The 23,693-nt window shown below is 47.7% G+C and carries 17 protein-coding genes and 1 pseudogene; 14 read left to right on the forward strand and 4 right to left on the reverse strand.

Annotation, left to right across the window (positions count from 1 at the left end):
• Positions 1–45 precede the first annotated feature (45 nt).
• From HP552_RS24115 to HP552_RS24165, 11 genes and pseudogenes are all read left to right on the forward strand, one after another.
• The gene (locus HP552_RS24115; RefSeq protein ID WP_175397932.1) at positions 46–759 is read left to right on the forward strand and encodes a YceI family protein; all 714 of its coding nucleotides are present in this window, start codon (positions 46–48) and stop codon (positions 757–759) included.
• A gap of 343 nt (positions 760–1,102) precedes the next feature.
• The gene (locus HP552_RS24120) at positions 1,103–5,431 is read left to right on the forward strand and encodes a glycosyl hydrolase 53 family protein (protein WP_175397933.1); all 4,329 of its coding nucleotides are present in this window, start codon (positions 1,103–1,105) and stop codon (positions 5,429–5,431) included.
• A gap of 162 nt (positions 5,432–5,593) precedes the next feature.
• Positions 5,594–6,616: an iron-hydroxamate ABC transporter substrate-binding protein gene (locus HP552_RS24125; protein ID WP_175397934.1), complete on the forward strand. Its 1,023-nt coding sequence runs from the start codon at positions 5,594–5,596 to the stop codon at positions 6,614–6,616.
• A 172-nt stretch (positions 6,617–6,788) separates the two neighbouring features.
• Entirely contained in the window at positions 6,789–7,829 is a 1,041-nt protein-coding gene (locus tag HP552_RS24130; protein ID WP_175397935.1) for an SPFH domain-containing protein, read from the forward strand.
• On the forward strand, positions 7,826–8,851 hold the full coding sequence (locus HP552_RS24135) for a diacylglycerol kinase catalytic domain-containing protein (protein ID WP_246311031.1): 1,026 nt from the start codon (positions 7,826–7,828) through the stop codon (positions 8,849–8,851). Before HP552_RS24130 ends, HP552_RS24135 begins: the two co-directional genes overlap by 4 nt.
• Positions 8,852–8,934: 83 nt before the next feature.
• Entirely contained in the window at positions 8,935–9,645 is a 711-nt protein-coding gene (locus HP552_RS24140; protein WP_175397936.1) for a response regulator transcription factor, read from the forward strand.
• Complete coding sequence (locus tag HP552_RS24145; RefSeq protein ID WP_175397937.1) at positions 9,646–10,635, forward strand: sensor histidine kinase; 990 nt, start codon at positions 9,646–9,648, stop codon at positions 10,633–10,635. It begins immediately after the preceding gene.
• 151 nt (positions 10,636–10,786) lie between these two features.
• Positions 10,787–10,924, forward strand: a pseudogene (locus HP552_RS24150) (alpha/beta hydrolase); the annotation flags it as partial.
• A 361-nt stretch (positions 10,925–11,285) separates the two neighbouring features.
• On the forward strand, positions 11,286–12,056 hold the full coding sequence (locus HP552_RS24155) for an ABC transporter ATP-binding protein (protein WP_175397939.1): 771 nt from the start codon (positions 11,286–11,288) through the stop codon (positions 12,054–12,056).
• Positions 12,031–13,980, forward strand: coding sequence for an ABC transporter permease (locus HP552_RS24160; RefSeq protein WP_175397940.1), 1,950 nt, complete (start codon positions 12,031–12,033; stop codon positions 13,978–13,980). The genes HP552_RS24155 and HP552_RS24160 overlap by 26 nt, the downstream gene beginning before the upstream one ends.
• Positions 13,981–14,115: 135 nt before the next feature.
• Positions 14,116–14,457: a cupin domain-containing protein gene (locus tag HP552_RS24165; RefSeq protein ID WP_175397941.1), complete on the forward strand. Its 342-nt coding sequence runs from the start codon at positions 14,116–14,118 to the stop codon at positions 14,455–14,457.
• A gap of 153 nt (positions 14,458–14,610) precedes the next feature.
• Here HP552_RS24165 and HP552_RS24170 read toward each other — a convergent pair whose 3' ends face one another.
• From HP552_RS24170 to HP552_RS24185, 4 genes are read right to left on the reverse strand one after another with little or no spacing between them, the layout of a single operon-like run.
• A complete protein-coding gene (locus tag HP552_RS24170) occupies positions 14,611–14,919 on the reverse strand; it encodes a metal-sulfur cluster assembly factor (protein ID WP_175397942.1) in 309 nt (102 codons plus the stop codon).
• 24 nt (positions 14,920–14,943) lie between these two features.
• A complete protein-coding gene (locus tag HP552_RS24175) occupies positions 14,944–16,176 on the reverse strand; it encodes a hypothetical protein (RefSeq protein WP_175397943.1) in 1,233 nt (410 codons plus the stop codon).
• A gap of 14 nt (positions 16,177–16,190) precedes the next feature.
• A complete protein-coding gene (locus HP552_RS24180) occupies positions 16,191–16,778 on the reverse strand; it encodes a DUF2249 domain-containing protein (RefSeq protein ID WP_175397944.1) in 588 nt (195 codons plus the stop codon).
• 49 nt (positions 16,779–16,827) lie between these two features.
• Entirely contained in the window at positions 16,828–17,061 is a 234-nt protein-coding gene (locus HP552_RS24185) for a DUF2249 domain-containing protein (RefSeq protein ID WP_175397945.1), read from the reverse strand.
• A gap of 323 nt (positions 17,062–17,384) precedes the next feature.
• On the opposite strand from HP552_RS24185, the gene moaA reads away from it, so the two are divergent.
• The 3 genes from moaA to narH all read left to right on the forward strand — a co-directional run bounded on the left by moaA (position 17,385) and on the right by narH (position 23,685).
• Positions 17,385–18,383, forward strand: coding sequence for a GTP 3',8-cyclase MoaA (moaA, locus tag HP552_RS24190; protein ID WP_175397946.1), 999 nt, complete (start codon positions 17,385–17,387; stop codon positions 18,381–18,383).
• A gap of 78 nt (positions 18,384–18,461) precedes the next feature.
• Positions 18,462–22,226, forward strand: coding sequence for a nitrate reductase subunit alpha (locus tag HP552_RS24195; protein WP_175397947.1), 3,765 nt, complete (start codon positions 18,462–18,464; stop codon positions 22,224–22,226).
• Positions 22,216–23,685, forward strand: coding sequence for a nitrate reductase subunit beta (gene narH / locus HP552_RS24200; RefSeq protein ID WP_175397948.1), 1,470 nt, complete (start codon positions 22,216–22,218; stop codon positions 23,683–23,685). Before HP552_RS24195 ends, narH begins: the two co-directional genes overlap by 11 nt.
• Positions 23,686–23,693: the final 8 nt, after the last annotated feature.

The following is a 23,693-nucleotide window of genomic DNA, read 5'->3' on the forward strand; positions in this document are numbered from 1 at the left end:
CATGCAACAACCAACATATACAATACCCAATTGGAGGAGATAGAGATGAACAAAAAGACAAAAACATGGGTGATATCCGGCGTGGCCGCGATTGCTATTCTTGGCGGTGGAGGTTATTATTTCGCAAACAGTTACATGGGGAACAACGTGGATATCGAGCAGGTGCTTCCAGCGAGCACGGCAGCATCGACAACAGATGCAGGCACAGGCACAGCAGTAGTGAATGAAGCAGCCAGCGCGGAGCAATTGAACGGGGACTGGACGATCAGCGAAGGTTCAAAGGTGTATTTCTCTGTAACGACATCGCAGGAGACCGTAAACTTTGTGGACGAGCAGGTCAGTGGAACCTGGACTATTCATGTGGACGATGCTTCCCAGATGAAAGCAGACGGCCAAATTGAGATGAGCGGAATTGACTCGGGTAACGGTCAGCGGGACGGGCACGTAAAAGAAGCGGACTTCTTCGATGTCAGCACGCACCCGCAGGCGACGTTTAAGGCAACTTCATTTGAAGGTGTTCCTACGGAGTGGACGGCGGGACAAACGGCAGATTTTAAAATGAGCGGTACCCTGACGGTCAAAGGCGTCGAAAAGGAGGTCACTTTTGATGCCAAGGCCGCTTATGAAAATGATCAGGTATTGTTGTCTGCCACAACGATGGTTACGTTCGAAGATTTCGGCATGAAGAATCCACACTCCGTCGTGTTATCCACCGAGAACGACATTCAGGTACAATTGGAACTGAAACTTAGCAAATAATGAGGTTGTCTATTGAAAGGACAAGATAAGGTTTTGGATTTATAACAAGATCAGCACTGCCCCGAATCGATATAATAATATAACTTATCATTATCAAAACCTGTTCCCTGCCGTCTTTAGGCAAAGGGGACAGGTTTTTTGCGTTGTGGTGTAGTTTTCATACAGGTGGACCGGACAGACGGAGTCGTTTTAGGTAAAAGCCCACTACATCAACCTGTTAAAATAACTGCTGTTTCCTTTGGATAATGCCGTGTCGCACCTCACATGAAGCGCTTACAATTAGATAGGCTTCATCCATGATTAAGCATGCACGACCAATTACAAAAAAAGGGGGAGACAAAGAGTGAACAAGAAATACATAAGCGGCTGTCTTGTCTTGTTAATGCTGTTCTGTGATTTGGGAATGCTGGTACGTCCGGCTGCTGCAGCACAAGTGAACGTGGCATTGAACAAACAGGTTACCGTCAGTGCGGAAGATCTGCAATACAATGGGAACAAGGAGTATGCCGTAGACGGTAACGCCGATACGAAGTGGAGTGCAGACAGCAGGAATGAAGCAGATCAGCCGCATTGGTTAATGGTTGATCTGGGAGGAACATATCAGGTGTCAGGAGCTGAGCTGACGTGGAAAGATCAAGGCCAAGTCGTGAAGTATCGTGTTGAAGTATCATCAGATGCCATTCAATGGACAACAGGTGCTGATCAGACAGCAAACGAAACAGCCGAAGACATGGCGAAGGTGACTTTTCAGGCAGATGACGTGAGATACGTGAAGGTAACCATTCCTTATTACGCTGGACCGGATTGGTGGCCAGGCATTGCCGAGCTGAAAGTCTGGGGACAGGAAGAGGGGCTTGAGCCAGAACATATTACTGCTTATTCTCCGATTAATATTTCCACCTTAATGGGTGTCGCACCGGTGATGCCTGCTGAAGTTCAGGCTCTTTATCAGAACGGAAAATCGGCAAATATTCCGGTGGCATGGAATGAAATAGAACCTGCCCAGTATGCTTCCAGCGGAAGCTTCACCGTTACTGGTGCGGTATATGGAGCACTTATTCAGCCGGTGGCTAACGTACAGGTTGGGGGATACCGCGAAGATTTTATACGAGGGGTGGATATCTCAACGTTAACGGCAATCGAGGACAATGGCGGTAAATATCTGGACAGCAATGGAGTGGAGAGAGACCTGCTCGACATTCTTAAGGACCGTGGTGTGAACTATGTTCGGCTCCGTCTGTGGAATGATCCACAGAAGTCAGGTGGCTATAATGACAAGGCAGATGTAATCCGCTTAGCCAAGCGGGTGAAGGAAAAGGGGATGAAGATCCTGCTCGACTTCCATTATTCTGATGAATGGGCTCATCCAGGTCAGCAGCTTCGACCAAAAGCATGGGAGGACCTGTCTTTTGAAGAACTGAAGAAGGCCGTTTATGATTATACTGTCGAGGTAGTAGGCGACATGAAAGCAGCAGGTGCCATGCCAGACATGGTCCAGATCGGAAATGAAATTAACAGCGGTGTCCTTAACGGCTTGAACAGCAATGTGAATTTTGATGAAAATGTTGCGCTGCTGCAGAGCGGTGTAAATGGAGTGAGGGCCGTTGATGGGGGCGATCAGGTTGAGATCATGATCCATCTGGCTGAAGGCGGCAAACCGGAGATGTTTGACTGGTACTTCGGAGAAGTGGAGAAGCGCGGACTGGATTATGACATTATCGGGCTATCCTACTATCCGTTCTGGCACGGAACCTTCGCGGACGTACGACAAACGATGAATAATGTCTCCGCCAAATATAAAAAAGAAGTCATCATTGCCGAGACTTCTTATCCATTCTCCTATAAAAATGGGGATGCTCATGGCAACATTATTGGCAGTCCAGAAGCACTTCATGTGGGGGGCGCAACCTTCCCGGCAACTGTACAAGGGCAACATGACGCCATTGCCGGCATTATGGATCTGATTGCAGAAGTTCCTGATGGACGCGGAGCAGGGTTCTTCTACTGGGAACCGGCATGGATTGCGGCTAATGTGGGCTGGATTGCTTCAGAGGGTGACGCTTGGGAGAACCACGCGATGTTCGACTATGATGAATATCCTGCCAATGGAGGGTTCTCATTCGAAGGACGTGCCTTGGAATCACTGGACGTGTACAAACGGGGCATGGAATCTGTGCCGGCAGATCGTCAGCAATTATGGGCTGCCATTAAACGTGCAAGTGAATTGGTGGCATCGGATTTTACACCAGCCAGTTGGCCAATGCTGGAACCAGCCATTCAGGCAGCGGATCGCGTGTACCAGCGAGCTTACACTTCGGAGGTTCTGACACAACAAGAGGCAGATACAGCAGCAGCAGCACTCGAAGCCGTCATGCAGCAGCTTGAAGTCATTCCTGCCGTTCGGAAGGCGCTTGAAGTTAAAATCGCAGAAGCAGGGACATTCCATGAAGCGGATTGGTCACCGGCAACATGGACTGTTTTTAGTAAAGCACTCGCCAAGGCGAAACAGATTCTGGCCGATCCAAGAGCTACCCAGACCGAAGTGGACAAAGCAGTTGCAAGTTTGGACAAAGCCATTCAGGGATTATCTGATGTAGACAAAACCATGTTGGTACAGCTCATAGAAGAGGATCAGCAGCGGAGCGAATCTTCGTATACTTATCGGAGCTGGAACGTTTTGCAAACTGCTCTGCAGGCAGCCATTGTCGTGAGAGACAAGCCGGATGCAGTACAGGCTGAAGTCAATCAGGCTCTGGAACAGCTTCAACAAGCTGGTCGCAACCTTGTTCTGCTGGAAGCTTTAACAACTGGCAAGACAGCAACGGCTTCCTCAAGTGCAGGTACGGGCGGCGGACAGGACAACTCACCAAACGGAGCCATTGACAGCAATCCCAATACGTCCTGGGGAACGGATCAAAGTGTGGACAGTTGGTGGCAAGTAGACCTCGGAACCGTTGCGAATATCCGCAAGTTCGAAATGTCCATGTGGAGTGGCGGCATCAAATACAGAATCGAAGTGTCTAAGGATAATCAAAACTATGTCACGGTTGTTGATACAACAAGTGACGTCGTTGTTTCCACCAGTCCAAGACACATTCTGCCAGAGGGTACACAGGCGCGTTATATTCGGGTTACCGTTACAGCTGGCTCAACATGGGTGGGATTCATGGATTTTGAAGCATATGGCACATTCCCCGCGGACAAATCGGTTCTCCAGACCACCGTGGATTCAGCTTCGAAACTGCAGCAAAATCAATATACGGCCGCAAGCTGGAGCAAATTGGCGGAGGCGCTCGCTGCAGCCAAACAATGGATTGACGATATAGAAGCTTCTGTTCAGGACATAAGTCATGCTGACTCATCGTTAAAAGAGGCAATACGTCAGTTGGTGCGGCAAGAGACAGTCCCTGGACCTTCACAACCAAGTCAACCATCACAGCCATCATCTACTGAAAGTCCTGCTGTTATTGAACCTGCACCGGAAACGGAAAACCAGACAGTAGGTAGTTCGAACCTAGTCAAAGGAACTTTGACCGGGGATCAACATTACGCCATTCAACCCGATGCGCAGCAATGGATTCAATGGGGCAAAGAATTGAAAGCAGGAAATAAACAGCTGCAGCTGATTGCTGACGTTCCCAGCACATTCAAGGCTGTGACGTTCCATGTGCCTGCGAGTTCATTGGCAGCCTGGATTCAAACGCAGGAGGTTCAGTCACTGGAGCTGACTGTTGATCATACATCGGTACGTATACCGGTGAAATCACTGCAGGGGATCGATGCTGCTGCCAAAACAATTGATGTTGTAGTATCGAAAGGTTCCACAGAGAATTTATCCGAAACACAAAAAGCAGCCATCGGTAATTATCCCGTTATCAACGTCAATCTGTTGGTGGATGGTGAAGTATTACCATGGAATGATCGGACCATTGAAATCGTATTCTCAGATACAGGTAAACCCAAGTCAGAACATACTGTTCTCATTGTGCAATCCATATTGCCAGATGGTCATATGAAACCAGTCACGTATTCCAAATATGATGAGACTGCTGGGGGAATGATCTTCAAGCCCCTTCAATCCGGTTCATTTGTTGTAACTGAGGTTCAGATACCTCTAAAAGATATACAGACCCATTCATGGGCAGTAAATGAAGTAAAGAATTTGTATGGAAAAGGGATTATCTCAGGGATGTCCGAGAACCGTTTCGATCCGCTGGGAGAACTGACAAGAGGGCAATTCTTGCATATGGTCATTCAAGGGATTGGCAGCGCTCATATGCCAAACGCAACCCAATCTTTGCTGAGTGATGTGCCAGAAGGACAATGGTATTCCGCGTCGATCCGTCTTGGATTGGAGATGAACATCATTCAGGGACGTGCCAATGGATCCTTTGGAGTCCATGATCTTATTACGCGTGAAGAAATGGCAGTGATACTTGATCGTGCAGTTCAAGCTGCCAAACAGGGTGGAGATTCAGGCCCAATTTCAGTCGCTGGTGCTGAGTTCAGGGATAACGAACATATCGCAGATTATGCGAAGCAGGCTGTGTCCTCCATGCAGCAGCTAGGTTTGTTGAAGGGAATGAGCGACGGAACCTTCGCACCAAAACAGACGGCTAACCGTGCTCAAGGTGCAGTTGCCGTTGCTAGAATGATGGAACAGCTGTATTGAAACAGGTAGATTAGTGAGTTGGAGGGTTGAGCCATATATAGGCTGGACCTCCAACTTTTTTTTCAGAACGAACATTAATCTGGACAAGATGAAAATAATTCTGCTATGATTCAAATGATAATGATTCCCATTATCAAATAATGTGATTTTTGGGGGGCCATCATGTTTAAGTTCAGATTCAGATCCACTCTATCGTTATGCACTTTGTTTCTTGTCTGTGTTCTTGTTCTTGCCGGGTGCGGCAGTGCGGAGACAGCAAATCATGAAACAGGAAGCGGCAGCGGACAGACAACAGAAAATAATGGCAGTGCCGGAAATGGTAATGCATCCGAGGGATCAAGTGAAAACGAAACACGTATCTACAAAACAGCCAAAGGCGACATTACCATTCCCGCGCATCCGCAGCGTATCGTAACGGATTATTATGGCGGCGAGATTTTGTCGGTGGGAGGCAACCTGATTGGTGTGGAGCCAAGTGCCTTTGAAAATCCGTTTATTAAGGAACAGCTGAAGAATACGACGGATGTTGGTTATCCGGTGAATGTAGAGAAGACGCTGGAATTGCAGCCCGATCTGATTGTGGTGATGTACGATGATAATTATGAAGAGTTGTCCAAAATTGCTCCAACGGTGCATATTCCCTACGGAACAGCAACGGACATTTACAAGACTGTGGAGCTGTTCGGTGACCTGATTGGTGAGAAGGAGCAAGCTGAAGCATTTATTGCCGCCTATGAGAAAAAGGCTGAAGAAGGACGCGAGAAGCTGAAAGGCATTGTCGACGAGAATACAACTGTAGGACTATATGAACTGACCGACAAAGGAGATCTCTGGACATTTGGAGACAACGCAGGCCGTGGCGGACAAGCCGTATACAATGCGTTGAAGCTGAAAATGCCAAGTAAAATCAGCAATGACAACCAGACTGTGCAATTATCTCTTGAAGTGCTGCCGGAGTATGCCGCAGATTATATGTTTATGACGGTATACGATCCTGAGAAAAAGGGAGATGCATTGAAGGAATTCAAACAATCGAAGGTGTGGAATGGCTTGGAGGCAGTGAAGAATCAACGCTTCTTCGAAAATGATTTTGATACGTTCTATCGCTATGACCCGATTGCCATTACAGCACAGATTGACCTTTTCGTGGATCTAATCACCAAGAGTGCACAAGCCAATAATTAAGCAAATAAACGAAATTCAGACCTGTCTTAAGGCTATGGCCAAGAGACGGTTTTTTTTTTTGATAGCAAAAAAATATTAAAGAAATCATTAATGTCATATTGACATTATCAAAAACGTTTGTTATCATTTCGATAATATCATAATGACATTATCAAGAAATGGGGAATGAGCGATGTTTGGATTCCGATTCGTGAAGTTTCAGCCCAGTGAATATGTAATGAAAATTAAAAACGGGAAGGTACAGCGAGAGGGTGTGGGATTGTCCTTTTACTACTACGAGCCAACAACTTCGGTTGTTGTACTGCCCGTATCTTCCGTGGATGTTCCTTTTATGTTCGAAGAAATTACGGCTGACTATCAAACAGTGACGGTTCAGGGCCAATTGAGCTACCGCATTGTGGATTACCTGAAAATTACGCAAAGTTTGAATTACACGTACAATTTACGCAAGAACAAGTATATTTCTGACGATCCCGGCAAGCTGGACCAACGCGTGATAACGACAGCCAAAGTATTGACCAAAAAGCATTTGGAACAGATGCCCCTCAAGGAGGCCATTCAATCCAGCGAACGGCTCGCAAGCAGCATGAAGCGTGAAGTGGTGCAAAGTGAGGAGCTGGAGAAACTGGGAGTGGAGCTGATGAGTTTATCCATTCTTGCCATTCTGCCAAACAAGGAAACGATGCGGGCGCTGGAGGCGCAGGCACGCGAAGAAATTTTACGTCAGGCGGATGAAGCATTATATGTGCGCCGGAATGCCTCCATTGAGCAGGAGCGTCGAGTGAAGGAAAACGAACTCAATACGGAAATTGCCGTAGAAACGAAAAAGCAGCAAATCAGAGAAACACAATTGCAGGCAGAGCGCTCGGTCAAACAGAAAGAGAATGAAATGGAGCAGGAGCAGCTTGAATTCAACACGGCCATGGAGGAGCGGAAACAGCAGCTCATCGAATTGACGATCGCCAATCACAATGCCGAAGCTGATGCGAAAGCCTATGAAATTGCTGCGGTCATGAAATCATTGCAGGAGGTGGAACCAAATGTGCTTCAGGCGATGGCCAACATGGGGATGAATTCGGATAAACTGATTGCTCTGGCGTTCCAGGAACTGGCTGAGAACGCGGGCAAAATTGGTCAGCTCAACATCTCACCTGATTTGTTGCAAGGATTAATGTCTGCACCAGCCAGAGAACAGGGAGGTCGATCACGATGAGACTAGGGCAAACAAGTAAGTCCTCGCGCATACAACATGCTGACCAAAACCATCTAGGCGATAGCAAACTCATTTTGGTGAAACGTAAAACAAGACTGGAAGAACTGGTAGTTCGTTATAACACTGTACAACAAGCCCAATTTTATATCGAACGTCTTGGTGCTGATTTTAGCGATTATATGGAGGAGGATCGACGTTATCGGCATTCCGTGCAGCAGGCTCAGCATCAGCTGAGTCAGCTCGGCCGGGTGCAGACCATTGATCGGGAACATGTGCCCAATTTTATATTTGGAGAACAGGACATCGTTGTGGTAGTAGGACAGGATGGACTTGTGGCGAATACGCTGAAATATGTAACAGAGCAGCCGCTCATCGGCGTGAATCCTGACCCCATGCGTTGGGATGGAGTACTGCTTCCATTTACCGTGGAGGATCTGAAGATGATCATACCGGATGTTATACGAAAGCAGCGTTCCCTGAGAGAAGTGACACTGGCGAAAGTGGAACTGAATGACGGACAATTTCTCTATGGAGTTAATGATTTGTTTATCGGACGGAAGACGCATGTATCTGCCCGTTATGAAGTTCGTCTCGGTTCATCGGTAGAACAGCAGTCATCCAGCGGTGTGATTGTATCTACCGGTTTGGGTGCGACGGGCTGGTTCAAGAGTGTGCTGGCTGGTGCAGCCGGCATTGTCGGCTCCGAGGCATGGAAGCATATGCACATAAATGAAGATGGCAACTCGGTGAGTGCCATTACTCATGAACATAGAATGGAGAACTTTGGATGGGATTCCCCTTATTTGTACTTTACGGTTCGAGAACCGTTTCCCAGCCGGACAACAGCGGTCAACCTGGTATTCGGAAAGGTTCATCAGAAGCAGCCTCTGCGGATTGTATCACAGATGCCGGAAGACGGAGTCATTTTCAGTGATGGGGTAGAACAGGACTTTCTTGAATTTAATTCCGGAGTGGAGGCCACCATTGGACTTGCAGAGAAACGAGGACGTCTCGTCGTCTGACCCTTTATTTCCGTGCCATTTCCGTCTAGAATGGGTAACTAGATGTGAACAGGGCATCCTGGTGCGGAAAGAGAGGTTATACAATGCAATCGATATTGTTGGTTGAAGATGATGCCAAGCTCGCAGGCTTACTGTCATCGTATCTCAACCGAAATGGATTCCAGGTACATGTCGTGGAGGAGTTCCGCCATGTACTGGATGAATTTTTGAAGACCGGTGCGGATCTGGTCCTTATGGATGTGAACCTTCCACAATATGATGGATACTATTGGTGCAGGCAGATCCGTACGCATTCCATATGTCCCATCTTATTTATTTCAGCACGTGACAGCGGTATGGATCAGGTTATGGCGCTGGAACACGGTGCGGATGATTATATTACCAAACCTTTTCAATACGAGGTGGTTTTAGCCAAGGTGCGAAGCCATCTGCGCAGGGCGTATGGCACGTATGCTGCAGCACAGCAAGAGTTAAAAGTGAGAAATGGACCCATGGTGCTCTACCCCGAAAGGTTTGTACTTGAACTTCATCATCTAACTGTGGAGCTGACCCAGAAAGAATCTGTCCTGGTTGAAGCATTGATGAGCAAGGCTGGGCGTGTGGTTGGCCGCGAACGTTTGCTTGATCTGATGTGGGAGGATCAGCACTTTATCGATGATAATACATTGAATGTGTATATAACCCGTGTTCGTCGCAAGCTGAAGGATCTGGGTGCAGAGGATTTGCTGGAGACGGTGCGGGGAGCGGGCTACCGTTTACTCGATCTGGGGACGGCTGCTCAGGAGGGACTGTAAATGAGACTTTTCTTCAGAGACCAGTTACCCCTGATTGGTTTCTATTTGCTTCAGATGCTGATAGTCCCTTCAGTATACTGGCTTTCGGGCGAAGCTCGTCCTATTAGTATTGTCTTGTACGGCATGTTGATCAGTACGGTTATCTTCGTCGTGTACCTGTTTGTGCGTTATGCTCAGCTTCATCATGTCTACCGCGCACTGCACGAGCCAAAGCAGCTGGTCAGGGAACCTTTTCAGCCGCTGGGTCATGCTCCAATGGCAGAAGCCATTAAAGGGTTAATCCATGAACAAGAACGAAATCGACAGCAAGAGCTGGGTGAACTGCGTACTCGAAACGAGCAGCAGGTCGTTTTTATGAATCGCTGGGTTCATCAGATGAAGACGCCATTGTCAATCATTCAATTAACACTGGAGGATGTGGAGGATCAGACAGCTGGAAGCATTCAGGATGAACTGGACAAAATGCGCAAAGGGCTGGAGATGGTTCTTCATTCTTCCAGATTAGAGCAGTTTGAAGGAGACTTTCGTGTAGAGCGTCTCTCTCTTGGTGAAGTGATCCGAGGAAGTATTGCTGAAAATCGTCGCCTGTTTATTCGCAAAGGCATCACACCGGACATCCGAATTGAAGGCGATCTCCACATATACAGTGATGCCAAATGGCTGCGTTTTATGTTTACCCAAATCTTGACGAATGCCGTTAACTACTCGGACAGCAGATCTGGCAAAAAGGTCATTATGACCGCATACGTTCAGGGAGACCGCACCATTTTGGATGTTCAGGATGAAGGAATTGGCATATCAGCGGAAGACATTCATCGAGTGTTTAATCCTTACTTCACAGGGGAGAGGGGAAGACAGTATCATGAATCCACCGGCATGGGGCTATATCTTGTCCGCGAGATCAGTGCACGTCTGGGGAACCAGGTTGAACTATTCTCCAAACTAGACGAAGGAACGCTGGTCCGCTTCAGTTGGATGAATCAAAAGTAAGAGCACTATGCCAGTTGGCAGTAAAAAAGGGCAGTATTGTAATTCGGAATCAGATGTTTATGTGTGTGATCAGGTTGGCCAGGCACGATTGGCTGTCCTGTTTTTTGCTTTTTGATGAATGTCTCGGAGAGCGGAAGATATGCAGTCGATCAAGCCCAACATCATTTTTTATCCAGGAGGCTTGGTAGAACCGGAGAGCTATTCCCCATTGGCTAGGGAACTCGCTAAAAGGGGGCACCGGGTCTATGTTGCAGAAATGCCACTGAATCTGGCGATATTCGGTCAGAATACGGTGGGAAATTGGGTTAAAGGATTAGAATAATTAGGATGGAATAAGGGTGGTATGGGATCTGGGATCTGAATCGGTCATATCGTAATTGGCATTCTAAATGTGATAAGTTCGGGGTTAGTTTCAGCAAGGACATGACGTTGCTCTATGCGTCATGTCTTCTTTTTTTTGTACTCATTCGAAAAGCCCGGTTCGTAGAGCTGAAATACAAGAACAGCTATGATTTAATTTACATCATGGAAGAGAACATAACCTTAAGTTCACTGTAAGGAAAGTTTAAGGTAAATCGATGGCGGGCCTGAAGCCGGTCCGTTAGGATAAAATAAGGGAACACAAGAATGATACATTGGGGGGAATAGTTATGGAGATGTTACAGGTCTCGGCACTTAATAAAATATACCAGGGTAAAGTTCAAACTCAGGCCCTTAGCGATATTCATCTGACGATCAAACAGGGTGAGTTTGTTGGCATTATGGGTCCTTCAGGAAGTGGTAAAACGACGCTCCTGAATATGGTCTCTACAATAGATGAACCCAGTTCGGGCAAAGTGCTGATTAACGGCATGAATCCTTTTGATATGAGAAAAAAAGAACTCGCCATGTTCCGGCGCAGGGAACTCGGATTTGTATTTCAGGATTTCAATCTGCTGGATACGCTGACGGTTGCAGAGAATATCGTATTGCCGTTAACGCTGGACAAGGTAAAATATAAGGAAATGGAGAGCAGGCTGACACGGATCACGAACCAGCTCGGGATTGATCACATACTCGATAAACGCATTTATGAAATTTCAGGCGGACAGCGGCAGCGTACAGCCATTGCCAGAGCAATGATTAACATGCCATCGATCGTGCTCGCGGATGAACCGACAGGGGCATTGGATTCCACCTCTTCGCAAGCCGTGATGGAATCACTTGAACAGATTAATCAGCAAGAGAAAACGACCATCATGCTGGTGACGCATGATCCACTTGCCGCCAGTTTCTGTCATCGCATCGTATTTATCAAGGATGGCAAACTGGCTGCAGAGGTCCATCGCGGGGATAACCGTCAGACCTTCTTTCAGCGGATCATCGACACTTTATCCTTCTGGGGAGGTAATTCACATGAGCTTTCCTCAGTTCGCGTTTAATAATATTCGGCGGAATGGACGGGCGTATGTTGCCTTTTTTCTGAGTAGTGTATTTATGGTTATGATCTTCTTCGCTTATGCGGTATTCAGCTATCATCCTTATGTGGCGAATATGCCGATTGGCAAGACAACGGCGTCTGGAATGCAAATTGCTTCAATTATTGTGTATGTATTTGCAATCTTTTTCGTCATGTACTCCATCAGTGCTTTTCTAAAATCGCGGAATAAGGAATTCGGCATCTTGACCATATTGGGTACAGAACCAGGACAGATTCGAAGACTCGTCATCATGGAAAATATGCTGATTGGTTCCCTGTCCATTGTGGCTGGAATAGGTGGTGGCATGTTGCTGTCCAAGCTGTTTCTTATGCTCACTACTCGGTTTATCGGTATGGAGGATCTGCCCTTTTATTTCCCGACAAAAGCGATTTTGATTACGGTTGGTGCCTTTTTGCTGCTGTTTTTCTGTATTTCCCTGTTTACGTTGCTTTTTATCGGTAACAAGCGGGCGCTCGAGTTGTTAAAAGGTACGAGTAAACCGAAAAAGGAGCCCAAAGCATCCTGGCTGCTTTCACTTATAGGGCTTGCGTTGCTGTCGGTCGGTTTTATTGCCCTATACAATGATTTATCGGGTGGAAACATACTGATCGCTGCGGTAGCAGGCATAGCTGGGACCTATTTTTTCTACTCCCAGCTCTCAGTTCTGGCTATTCGATTGATGAAACGCAACCGTAAGCGGGTGTGGCACGGAACCCGATTGTTGTGGATTTCAGAGATGAGTTACAAGATTAAGGATAATGCACGCATGCTGTTTATGGTGACGGTCGTGATTGCCATCGCATCGATGAGCGCTGTAGTCATCCTATCCCTGGATCAGCAAAATCGTCAGGTCTTTAAAGACAATGTGTTCCCGATTCGTTACAACGTATATAGTGCATTAGACCAGCCCAATATGGCTCCTGTTAATGAGGTTCTGGACGCTGCCGGCCTGGATTATCAGGAGGTTTATCTGGAGTATCTATATGCGAACACGGATGACATGCGTATAACAGTGATGTCCTTAAGTGACTTCAACCGTTTCAACACCATGCGAAGCAAACCGACGTACACTTTGGCAGATCACTCAGGAATTTTTATTGATTCCAGGAATGATGACAGGCCGTTAGAGAATGAAAGATTTCGTCCACATGCGGATGGAGATCAGCTCGTGCTGAATACCGAATCGGAGTCTCTGGAAGTCAACATCGAGCATACTGAAAAAGACCCAGTATATAGCGATATCCTCTATTCAACAGCCGTGGCGGTTATCAATGATCAAGAATATAACGAACTCACGAAGTCATTAGATAAGCGCGAGCTTTCTGGCAAATATCTTTATCAAATCCCATCATGGGGACAGTCTGTACCGGATCGTGAATCATCTGAAGCTCTGGTCAGTGACCGCTTGAAAGACATCGATGAAGTCATAAAGGAGCGCTCTGCGGATAGGGAATTCTCCGGTTATTTTACGACACGATATACTGATTTCGAAGAATTCAGACAGACAACAGCGCTAATTACCTTCTTGGGTATTTTTATCGGTTTGATCTTTTCAATCTCGTCAGCAAGTTTTCTGTACTTCCGATTGCACACGGATCTCGAAGCAGATGGAAGAATGGTACATTCCCTTTCGAAGATGGGACTCAGTTTCCAGGAGATGAAGAGATCATCCACAATTCAGATTGCGGTTCTCTTTTTCTTCCCTATTCTGATCTCGATCGTGGAAACACTGGTTGTAGTTAGACCGTTCCTGACTCAATTCGGGATCGCCAACTATACCGTTCCCGTATTAACTGTATTCGGTGCGTTTTTGCTGGCACAGACATTTTATTTCTTTGTTATTCGTGCAAAATATATCTCTTCGCTGCGCAAAATGATGGTATAGATCATACTAAGCCGGCGTTGCTCAACAGAATATCATGGAGAGCCATAGTCGGGATTCCTTGATTCCAATCAAGGTGATCCCGGCTATTGTGCTCTATGATGAATTTATTCCAGAACATCGAAGGAGGAATAAACGATGAGCACAATCTCTTTACAAGCCATAAAGGAGTTTCATCCAGAACGTTTTACAAAGCGCATTTTGTTTCAACACAACGGTGGGGTGACATTTGCACTTCATTTTTTGCCGGGACAACAACTGCCTGTTCATAAACATCCGGGAACGGATGTGATTGTCCTTGTTATGGAAGGGGAAGGAACGTTGAGCTTGGATGGTGTTGAACAAGAGATCCGGCAGGAGGATGTAGTCTGCTGCAGTGGAGAGGACACCTTTGCGTTCCATAACACGGGATCACGTGAAGCACGGTTATTTGTTGTATTGAGCAAGGTGCCCGATGAATCGTATGCCCGGGACGTATAAATGGAACTGAATCGCTCCAGTCTGTAAAATTCCACAACAATAATAAAAAATCATACCAAGCAAAAAGCGTACTATACTCTCTTAAATGCAGAGTTTTAGTACGTTTTTTATCGTGTTTATATGTTCGTCTCACGAGCCATATGGATTACCAACTTAAAAGTATCCCAGCATTTCCTTTGCTTCATTCGACATCATCTCGGGAGACCACTGGGGTTCCCATACCAACTGTACATCGACATCCTTATGATCTGTATGCTCCTGCAATACCCATTTCACAGCTCCGAGAATCGTATCATGAAGCGGGCAGCCCGGAGTGGTCAATGTCATGCGGACCGAAACCCGTTCCGGCTCCTCCTGAACTTCATATATGAGCCCAAGATCAACAATGTTAACGCCTAGCTCCGGGTCGTAGACCTCCTTAAGACATTCAACTAGTGGGTTCACCTGTTCCGTCTGTTCCATACGTTCCACGCTCCAGTTCCATTCTTAATGTTTGAACACCCTTGCAATCATGAAGATATAAGCCATAGAGAAGATAGATAAAAGGGTACCGCCGACCATCATCACCTCTGCCAGATTGATCAACACACCACTGATAAGCAGAAGACTGGAAGCAACCATTGCGATCAATCCCCAGCTCACATGTCGTTGACTTAACATGCCAGCCATAAGAGGCGTTCCTGGTTTTCCGGCTTGCTTGCCATATTTGTGCGTCCACCATAGAAAGGGGACAATCTTCGATGCATAACCCAGAATGGTTAATGAGACCCAGCCACCAAGGTAGATCCAGCCTGCAAGAAGGAGAACCCGCGGATGAAGCAGTAGTTCGGGTTCTTGCGAAGCATAGATCAACAGGGCAACCATAAATGCTGCCAGAGCACGGCTTACGTAGACAGACCAGCGTATGCCTGGGCCGGGATTGTTTTTGTGACGTTTTTCCTGGATTTGTTCCAAATGATATACGTAAACCAGCATACCTGCTGTCAGTAACAGGAGTGCGAGCCAGAGCATACCTCTTTTCAGATCGGTCAGAAATGCCATAATCCCTGTGATTACAGCTGCATTCCACAATAACAGGACTACCTTTTGAAGTCGGACCGGGTAATTATGCGACAGGTAGAACATGGGCAGCATTTTGTAGCTGAATCCCGTAATTAACATGCCGAACCACCCGATGGTCCCCATCCAGATATGAGCCCCGAATATTCGTTCATGCAGTCCGTCCCATTGTCCGAAGGCAAAATTCAATCCCATCAGCATACCCGTCAATCCGGTAAGAACCAAATAGAAACAAGCACAGGCCGTACTTACCGTAATCGGGTTCCATTGCGATGCTTTATATAGCGTGACCGCCATATTCCACCCGAACAGCAGAATCCCAATCAGGGCACAGGTAGCAAAACAAGCAAGCCAGTGCACATCTGCCCGAATGAAACCATATAACATGCCAAGGACGCCGATGCTAAAGATCATATAGTGAATGTAACCAAGCCGTGTACTATAAATATCCGATTGCAAAATCACATGAGTCAGTTGATATACAGCCCCCATGGCCAGCATGGTCGCCCATCCCAAGACAAACAGATGGGCATGGAACCATCCTTCCGGCCCTCGTAACTCATCACCAAGCCAGCCTGTCAGGGACAGAAGGGAAAACGCATGGTACGCAATAAATCCGAGGATGCCTGTACCGATAAACCAAAATGGCAGCCTGGACATGACGCTTCCCTCCCTTATCCTTTTACGATTCTAAGCTTGGCTGTACCATCCACCTGATCCTCTACGGTGTAAGAGCATCCGAGATTATTCAGCTCTTCCATCAGAAATACAGGAACACGGTCATTATGAATGAGAACCATCTGTCCAGGCTCACAGCGCTTTAGTACGGCCAGTGTTCTCATCATGGGCTGTGGCGGCTCTAATCCCCGGTTATCCAATGTGATGGTTGGGGACAGGGTCGTCTCATCAGAGCTGTAAGTAAATTTAGTTGATTCAGACTCTCCGGTGCAGCCAGAGGAAGCTTCTTCCGGGTTCAGGACTTCTGCGTTATTGAATGTCACGTCCTTGGACCATGTTTTATTTTTCCGGTGTACGAATGTGGTACACCAATGCTCGGCATTGATTCGTTCCGAAGTATGGGAATAGCCTCTCATTTTAAGAATGCCGAGCAGGGGTGTCGGCTTGAAAGGAGTGTGGAGCACAAACACATCCATGGGGTTCAGCCCCTTAACGGTACTCATAATGAGTTGGAACGGCTCTATCTTTTTGCTTAAATGGGGCCGGACATCGAGTTCTATTATTCGGTAATCCGTTGAAGACATACGGCTCACATCCAATCCTTAAGTTCGTGCTCAGTTTGGAGCTTCCATTTTACAATTTACTGATTTTGATCTGGAAGACAGACGGACCCTGTTCGATATATTCCCAGGTGAAACCGTCTGGATGAGTGGATTGAAACTGGAAACGCAAGGGCACCGGATCATGGTCATTGATCAGCAGCATGGCTTCATTCGGCGGCAATTGTTCAAAAGTCTCGAAAATGATTTTATGTTTCAGATGCGGTGGATACTCGGTTGCATTAATGGTTGCTGCATATGTGTTCATGGGTTGTTCCTCCTGAATCGGTTTAGTGTTGTGCTGCAAACTGAGTATAAAAAAGATGTGTAGACACCTGTGTGAGCGTGCTCACACATTTTGTTTTGTCATAATCTTGCCTTATTTTCACTCGCTTCCAGCTAGGGACGCGGATTACGGGAGATTTAGAAATAGGTGATGTGCATTATGTTTCAGTTATTGTGATTTTTTGCACAGTTACGATACGGAGACATCCTTATATTTAGCGACAAGATGACAAGTGATGAGAGGGATGGTTTCAATCCTCCATCCAGTCATAGAGAGATCATACCCAGAGGAAGGAGGAGCCTGATATGAAAGCAAGACTGGTCGACCCCTTTGGAAGAATTCATGATTATCTTCGAATTTCGGTTACAGACCGCTGCAATCTGCGATGTGTATACTGCATGCCAGAGGAAGGCATGCAGTTTGAGCCAGCGGATCAGATTTTGTCACATGAAGAAGTTGTCTCCGTTGTTCAGGCGCTTGCTCCACTCGGAATCAGAAAATTGCGTTTGACCGGAGGGGAGCCTCTTGTTCGAAAAGGACTTGACCAACTAATTGCAAATTTATCTGTGATTCCTGGCATTGAAGATATTGCAATGACTACGAATGGCATTTATCTGGCCGCCTGTGCGGACCAACTGAAAGCAGCAGGGCTGACAAGAGTGAATATCAGCTTGGATTCCCTGAACCCTGAACGGTTTGCCAAAATTACCAGGGGAGGAAGACTGCAACGTGTGCTTGATGGAGTGAGAGCCAGCCAAAAAGCCGGACTTCAGCCGATTAAGCTGAATGTGGTGCTAATGAAAGGCGTGAATGATGATGAGGTGGAGGATTTTCTGCGCTTGACTCTGGATGATGAGATTCATGTCCGCTTCATCGAATACATGCCCATAGGGGAGAGCGGTGATGCCTGGAAATCGAGTTTCATGTCTTTGCAGCAAGTGTTGGATACATGCGAAGCAAGGTGGAATTACACAAGCTGTGATGTCTATAGTAATGGCCCGGCAGATAGTTACCGTATTGATGGGGCAGCTGGTACATTTGGTCTGATTCACCCTGTAAGCAGTCACTTTTGCGGTACATGTAACCGAATGAGATTGACGGCAGACGGGAATATCAAGCCCTGTCTTTATTGGTCGGATGAATTCAACGTACGTCCACATGTCGGGAACGACAGTGAGGTTCAAGCCATGTTTCTCAGAGCACTGGGGGTTAAGCCCGAGACACACGACATGCTCAAGGCTCTAAAAGGTGAAGAGATCCGAGGTGTTCCGTCCCTCCGGCATATGTCCCAAATCGGTGGTTAGCAGAATAAAAGTGATAAATGTCGGCTCTGGATGTGATTCCGATCTGAAACTACATGTCATATTAGCAGGAGGAAAACAATGAGTAAGCAAAGCACACCATGGATGGGGAAACTTAAATATTTTGCGAAACGGGAAAAGAATGCGGAGGGCTGGAGCGAGATGTCACCGGAAAACCGGGACTGGGAGGACGTCTATCGGCGGCGCTGGCAGCATGACAAAGTTGTGCGTTCGACACATGGCGTCAATTGCACCGGATCCTGCAGCTGGCAGATCTATGTGAAAGACGGAATTGTTACCTGGGAGACGCAAGCCACCGATTATCCTTCCACAGGTCCGGATATGCCGGAATTCGAACCAAGAGGATGTCCGCGCGGAGCGAGTTTTTCCTGGTATCTCTACAGTCCGCTGCGTGTTAAATATCCTTACGTTCGAGGAGCATTGCTGGATCTGTGGCGTGAGGCACTTCAATTGCATGGTGATCCGGTCAAGGCCTGGTCCAGTATTGCGGATGATCCGGATAAGGTCAAAAAATACAAATCCGTTCGCGGTAAGGGGGGATTGATCCGTGCGTCATGGAGTGAAGTAACGCAGATTATATCGGCTTCCCTTATTCATACGATCAAGCAGTACGGTCCTGATCGAATTATTGGCTTTTCGCCTATTCCTGCCATGTCAATGGTCAGTTATGCCGCAGGTTCGCGATTCTTGTCCCTGATGGGATCGCCGCTGCTCAGCTTCTACGACTGGTACGCCGATCTGCCTCCAGCCTCACCACAGATTTGGGGCGATCAAACCGATGTGCCGGAGAGCAGTGACTGGTACAATTCCGGATATATTCTTGTCTGGGGTTCCAACCTGCCAATGACGCGTACACCAGATGCTCATTTTTTGGCTGAAGCACGCTACCGGGGAACGAAGGTCGTATCCATCAGCCCGGATTATGCCGAATATGTCAAATTTGCGGACACATGGATGTCAGTCAAACAAGGTACTGACGGAGCTCTTGCCATGGCTATGGGACATGTAATTCTCAAAGAATTCTATATCGAACAACCTACGGAATATTTCATGCAGTATGCCAAACAATATACGGATTTTCCAAACCTGCTGATCGTGGAGGAGAAAAATGGAGTACACACAGCCGGCAGATTTCTTGTCGGAGAGGACTTGGGCATCACGGGCAACAATATGGCCTGGAAAACACTCGTCTACGACGATAACAGCGGTACATATGCGATGCCGAAAGGAAGCCTGGGATTCCGCTGGGGTGAGGAAGGGACCTGGAATCTGAAAATGGAACAGGTCGAGAATGGCGAACCCATTGATCCACGGTTATCTCTTCTCGGGGTGCATCATGACTTGGTCACGATTCAGCTGCCTTATTTTGACGATGAGGGAAGGCATGTTATGGAACGTCAAATTCCTGTTCGTCAAATATGGCTTGAGGATCGCTGGATTATGGTAACTGCAGTGTATGATCTGGTCCTTGCTAAGTATGGAGTAGAACGTGAAATGACACGGTCAGCAGATTCTGCCGAAGTAATCACTATCCCTGACATGGCGCGGGCTCGACGAAGTACAGCGTATGAGTCAGTGGATGGTTTGCTGAATGGTGGGCAAGTGAAGCCGTTCACACCTGCGTGGCAGGAACAGATTACAGGCGTACCGCAGGAAACCGTGGTGCAGATTGCGCGTGAATTTGCCCAGAATGCGATAGATACCCAGGGACGTTCCATGATTATCATGGGAGCCGGGATCAACCACTGGTACAACTCGGACGTGATCTACCGTGCGATTATCAACCTGATTCTCATGACCGGTTGTCAGGGCGTTAATGGCGGGGGATGGGCTCACTATGTCGGACAGGAGAAACTTCGTCCCGCGGAGGGATGGCAGACGATTGCCTTTGCCCGTGACTGGACAGGGCCAGCACGTCTTCAGAACGGTACATCGTTTTTCTATTTTGCAACGGACCAATGGAGATACGAGGAAACGAAAGTAGGCGAGCTGACTTCAGCACTGGAGGGTGAACCCCGATTCCAGCATGTCGCAGATTACAATGTCATGGCTGCCCGCATGGGCTGGCTTCCGTCTTATCCGCAATTCAATCGAAATTCGATTGATCTGCATCAAGATGCTATCAAGTCTGGAGCCACAACGAAAGAGGAAATGGGTGCTTATGTGGCATCGGAATTGAAAAATAAAAACCTCAAGTTCTCCATCGAACAGCCGGATGACCCGGCGAATTTCCCTCGTGTGCTGTTTGTATGGAGAGCGAATCTGATCTCCAGTTCGGGCAAAGGTCATGAGTATTTCCTGAAACATTTGCTCGGTGCAACGAATGGCTTGCTGAACGATGATGATAATGGCCTACGGCCAGAACACGTGGAGTGGGTGGATGAAGCACCCGAGGGCAAGCTGGATCTGATGATCAATCTTGATTTTCGCATGGCAGGAACAGCGATGTATTCCGACATCGTTTTGCCAGCTGCGACCTGGTATGAAAAAAGTGATTTAAGCAGCACGGATATGCATCCGTTCGTGCATCCGTTTAATCCGGCAGTCGCCACGCAATGGGAGTCCCGTTCGGATTGGGACACTTTCAAGGAGATCGCACGTGTCTTCTCGGAGATGGCCGCGCAGCAATTCGACGGACCACAGCATGAGATTGTGGCGACACCGCTGCTGCATGATTCACCCGATGAACTCGCTCAGCCGTATGGCGAGATCAGAGACTGGAGTGCGGGAGAATGTGAGCCTGTTCCCGGCAAAACGATGCCTCACATTCAGGTTGTGGAACGCGACTATGCGGCGGTATATGACAAGATGACCTCGCTTGGTCCTGTGGTGAAGGATAAACCGATTGGAACCAAGGGCATCTCTTGGTCAGCCAGCGAAGAGTACGAGAAACTCAAGGGCATTCTGGGTACGCGCAGGCAAGCGGGAGCAGGGCAAGGTTGTCCTGACTTGAGCACTGACCGAAATGTGGCTGAAGCCATCTTGACCCTATCCACAACAACAAACGGCAAGATGGCGGTACGTGCATGGGAGTCGCTTGAGCAAAAAACAGATTTGCATCTCAAGGACTTGGCAGAAGAGCGTTCAGAAGAATGTTTTACTTTTGATGAGATTACCTCCAAACCCAAAACGGTTATTACGTCACCAGCATTCAGCGGATCGGAAAAGGGCGGCCGACGCTACTCGCCATTTACAACCAACGTGGAACGGCTTATTCCATGGCGTACACTGACAGGCAGACAGCAATTCTACATTGACCATGAAATGCTTCGCGAGTTCGGGGAGACACTGGCGACGTTCAAACCAGTGCTGAAACATACGCCTTTCCACCCTAACAGCAAACGTCCTATTGAAGGCGGCAAGGAAATTGTCCTCAACTATCTCACGCCTCACAACAAGTGGTCGATTCACAGCATGTACTATGATGCACTGCCCATGCTGACGCTGTTTCGGGGCGGCCCGACGATCTGGATGAATCATGAGGATGCGGAGGAAGCGGGGCTTGTCGATAATGACTGGATTGAATGTTTTAACCGGAACGGTGTTGTCGTAGCCCGTACAGTGGTTACTCACCGGATTCCTCGCGGAATGGCATTCATGTATCACGCCCAGGATCGGCACATTAACGTTCCGGGGACCAAAATATCAGAAACCCGCGGAGGTACGCACAACAGTCCGACAAGGATTCATGTGAAGCCGACCCACATGATCGGCGGATATGCCCAGTTAAGCTATGGATTCAATTATTATGGCCCAACAGGCAACCAGCGTGACCTGAATGTCATCATTAGAAAACTGCAGGAGGTGGATTGGCTTGAAGATTAAAGCACAAGTCAGCATGGTCATGAATTTGGATAAATGTATCGGGTGCCACACGTGCAGCGTTACGTGCAAAAATACATGGACAAACCGATCGGGTGCGGAATACATGTATTGGAATAATGTAGAGACCAAGCCGGGAGTCGGCTATCCCAAACAGTGGGAGAATCAGGAGCGGTATCGCGGCGGTTGGGAGATGAAAAATGGCAAGCTGGAGTTGAAATCCGGTACACGTACCAGACGATTGCTTAATATCTTCCATAATCCGGATCAGCCGACCATCGACGATTATTACGAACCCTGGACCTATGAATATGAGAAATTGACGAGTAGTCCAGAGAAAAAGCATCAGCCCGTGGCTAGACCCAAATCCCAAATTACGGGTGAATACATGAACCTGGAGTGGGGACCGAACTGGGAAGATGATCTGGCCGGTGCACATGTGACCGGGATGGAAGATCCCAACATGAAGGGTGTCGAGGAATCGATCAAAATGGATTTTGAACAGGTGTTCATGATGTACCTTCCGCGAATCTGTGAACATTGCCTTAATCCTTCCTGTGTGTCTTCCTGCCCTTCGGGAGCGATGTACAAACGGGAAGAGGACGGTATTGTGCTGGTCGACCAAAACGCGTGCCGAGCCTGGAGATTCTGTGTGTCCAGCTGCCCTTACAAAAAAGTATATTTCAATTGGCAGACCAACAAAGCCGAGAAATGCACCCTGTGTTTTCCGCGGATTGAGGCGGGTTTACCAACGATCTGTTCGGAAACCTGTGTCGGTCGTATCCGATACATTGGTCTGATGTTATACGATGCAGACCGCATTGAAGCGGCGGCTTCCGCGGAGAGTGAACAGGATTTGTATGAATCACAAATGGATATTTTTCTGGATCCGCATGACCCTGAAGTAATTCGCGAAGCAAGGGAGGCCGGCATTCCGGAGGATTGGATCATCGCCGCTCAGCAGTCGCCCATCTACAAAATGGTTGTGGACTGGCGCATTGCACTTCCGCTTCACCCGGAATACCGGACTATGCCGATGGTATGGTATATTCCTCCGCTGAGCCCGATCACGAATCGGGTAGAAGGGCAGGGAAGTTCGCTGGATGCAAATGATATCTTCCCTGCCATTGACAACATGCGAATACCTGTAGAATATCTGGCCAATCTGCTCACCGCAGGAGACACGGAACGCATTCGTGATGTACTGCGCAAAATGGCGGTCATGCGGATCCACATGCGGAATCAGCAAACCGGAAAAACCAGTGATCCTGCGTTGCTTAACCGGGTGGGTATGGACGAACAGGAAGTCGAAGACATGTACCGACTGCTCGCTATTGCCAAATATAATGACCGCTTTGTGATCCCGCCTGCTCATCGGGAGGAAGTGGCGGATCTCTTCAGTGAACAAGGAAGCTGCGGGCTTGATTTTGCAGGGGGACCAGGCTCCTGCGGTGTATTCTGATGGGAGAG

This window comes from Paenibacillus xylanilyticus (assembly GCF_013359935.1).
In the GTDB taxonomy this organism is placed as follows: domain Bacteria; phylum Bacillota; class Bacilli; order Paenibacillales; family Paenibacillaceae; genus Paenibacillus; species Paenibacillus xylanilyticus.